Here is a 2,610-nt window from a genome sequence, read left to right as displayed (position 1 = left end):
GTGATGCCGGCAGGTAATCCATTGGTAGAAAGAAAACCGACATCATGGAAGTACAGGGGGTACCCATCATACTGGGCTTCCATCTCCGGGCTGACATACACCCATACCGGCTGGCCAAAACCGTCTGTAGCCAGATGAAGCGGAGAATTACCTGCAGCGCCGGCTATGGCATAAAAACCCGGCTGGATCTTTTGCGGTTGCCCTGGCTTGTAGGCTTGGGTCGGCGTGACGGTCTCCGTACCATCCGTCAAAACATCGGTATTAATCCCATTGGGGCCATTCCCAATCCACTGGGAGTGACCAGCGGTAAACACCAGGGCACCATTGTCATCGGTGGTATCCACCACCATGGCATCCTTGGTATAGGCGGCCTTGGTACCTTTGGAGAGCTCCTGCATCCGGGCTTCTGTGGCGGTTTCCTGGGACGCATGGAGCGCCTGCATAAATACGGGAGCCAGGACCCCCAGCAATAGCGTAAAAATAAAGATGGCAAAGAGCATCTCGATGAGCGTAAAGCCCCGCGCTCGTCTGTCCATTTGAGACGCTACCAGACGTGCCGACGCACCGGACTCCATCCGTTTTGCGCTGCGCCCTGCCAAGGGCTTGCACCCTGCCAAGGGGTCTGCTTTTGAGCAAAGAGCCCCTATGGATAACCACATAGGGCGGTGCTGCAGGTGTCTGTCTGGCGCCGTCATTAATCAATACTCCATAATTTTCCGTAACCGGTCGGGACTCGGCGCAAATGCATAAGCCGTTTCTTCCGTGATTCTGGAGGCCCGATACAGGTCCTTGATGCATTCTTCCATCAAGTTCATCCCCTCCTCGCGCCCCTGTTGAATTTGTGTCGGCAAATTGGCGTAGCGGCCCGTCACAATATCGGCCCGCACGGCACTGGTCGCGGTCATGATTTCATAGGCCAGCACTTTCCCCGGTCGGTCAGCGCGGGGGAGTAACTTCTGTGCAATGACCGCTACCAGAGAATCCGCCAGAATGTTTTGTAATCCCGCCCGGTTTTCCGAGGGAACACTTTCCAGAATCCGGCGAATAGCCTCTGAAGCAGTCGATGCATGGGTGGTGGCCAGAACCAGGTGACCCGAGTTGGCGGCGATGGTGGCCGCCTCAATGGTTTCCGCATCCCGCAATTCGCCGACCATAATAATGTTGGGTTTTTCGCGCAGGGCGGCGCGAATTGCCATGTCGAAAGACCGACTATCGACGCCGACTTCGCGCTGCGTCACCTCCGCATTCTGATCAACCGGGATGAGATATTCGACGGGATCCTCAATGGTGAGAATATGAATGGCACGATGCAGCTGTGCGATCAATCCGGAAGCCTGACTGGTGCTCTTTCCAGAGCCGGTTGCGCCGGCAAAAATAATGAGGCCGGCAGACCGGGAGAAAAACGGCAAGGCGACTTCCATGGGTAAACCCAGCGTCGAAAACTCGGGTATCTGCTCATTCAGCTTGCGCATCACCAGTGCATTCACGCCGCCCGAGTAATGGAACTGATTGCAGCGAAAACGCAGTCCGAAAAGACTGGCCGCATAATCCAGTTCACGCGGGCCTTCCGAACCATGCATATCCTCCATGACAAAGCGGAAATCCTTGCGCGTTTGTGCGGCCAGAATCTGCTCAAAATCGGCTCGTTTCACCACAGGGGCACCCGGGATAGGAACGACGTGCCCAGAAGCATCCGCGAATTTCGGAATACGTCCCTCTTTCAGAAAAAGGTCCGACCAGTTACCGACCAAATCCGCTTTGCCCTTTTCAAACCATTCCACAAAAGCTGCCATCGTTTGCTCCTCATTAAAAAGGTTGTGCTACCAAAGAAGTTATGGCTCCGCCCCATGGCAAGGGACTGGAGAGTTCTACGGAATACGGGGTCGCGGTATCACTGGCCTCACCGCCAGAATTATTGACCTCGACCGCGTATCCCCACGGATTTTTGTTTTGCGTACCCGCCAATCCACTGCCCTGCGTATAATCAGCCCAGGAAATCCATCCCCCATTACTGCAGGCAAACGGGCCGTCCCCGTTCCCGTTCGTACACCCTTCAGGGGCAAACCAGTCCAGGTCATCGTTATGCAATGCGCCCGAAGATTCCGATGCGGCAAAGCCCGATTCCAGCAACGTACCCATGCGCTTCACCTGATGCAGTGCCGCGTTGTACAAGCGGGTTTCGATGGCCTGGCCGGAAACCGAAACATAGCGGGCGCCATTGGGAACAAATACGCCGTTCTGTAAGGTAGGTGCGGTACCCGCCATAGACGGTATCGCCAGCCAAAGGGAGCGATAACACAAACTCCCCTGTGCAGCAGACTGGCAGGTGGCATCAGAAACAAACAACTGCGCATTCCACAGAGGTTGCACTCCCGCCGCGCTGAGTATTCCGGACGCGCTGATGGGGGGCGCCGAACCATTCCCCCCGGCATCCAGCCAGGCCGCGTTTTGGGCGTACCACCCCTGCAATTGTTGTTCAGCAAGGTCGAGCCATATCGTCTGCGTCTGTTTAAGCCGTTGATGGATGAAATCATCAAGCCGTGCCGAAATAACCGAACCGACGGCGTAAAGGAAAATCTTCAGGACCAGGACATACAGAATCTCCGCGAC

Annotated in this window: 3 protein-coding genes; all 3 read right to left on the bottom strand. The window is 55.7% G+C overall.

Going from position 1 to position 2,610, the window contains the following annotated elements:
- The coding region (locus AC2VLY_RS14515; RefSeq protein WP_486922526.1) for a type II secretion system protein at window positions 1-536 on the bottom strand (536 nt) is incomplete at its 3' end.
- 162 nt (window positions 537-698) lie between these two features.
- Window positions 699-1,793, bottom strand: coding sequence for a type IV pilus twitching motility protein PilT (locus AC2VLY_RS14510; protein WP_486922525.1), 1,095 nt, complete (start codon window positions 1,791-1,793; stop codon window positions 699-701).
- Between the two features lie 13 nt (window positions 1,794-1,806).
- The coding region (locus AC2VLY_RS14505) for a hypothetical protein (protein WP_486892150.1) at window positions 1,807-2,610 on the bottom strand (804 nt) is incomplete at its 5' end.

The sequence above is a fragment of the Acidithiobacillus sp. TH-A36 genome, assembly GCF_057473445.1.
Note: the sequence above shows the minus strand (reverse complement) of the source record. Positions and strands in the feature narration are given on the sequence as shown.

Bases quoted from the DNA above. Each gene is read 5' to 3' on its own strand.
- AC2VLY_RS14510 (WP_486922525.1), bottom strand. From the start codon at position 1,793: ATGGCAGCTTTTGTGGAATGGTTTGAAAAGGGCAAAGCGGATTTGGTC.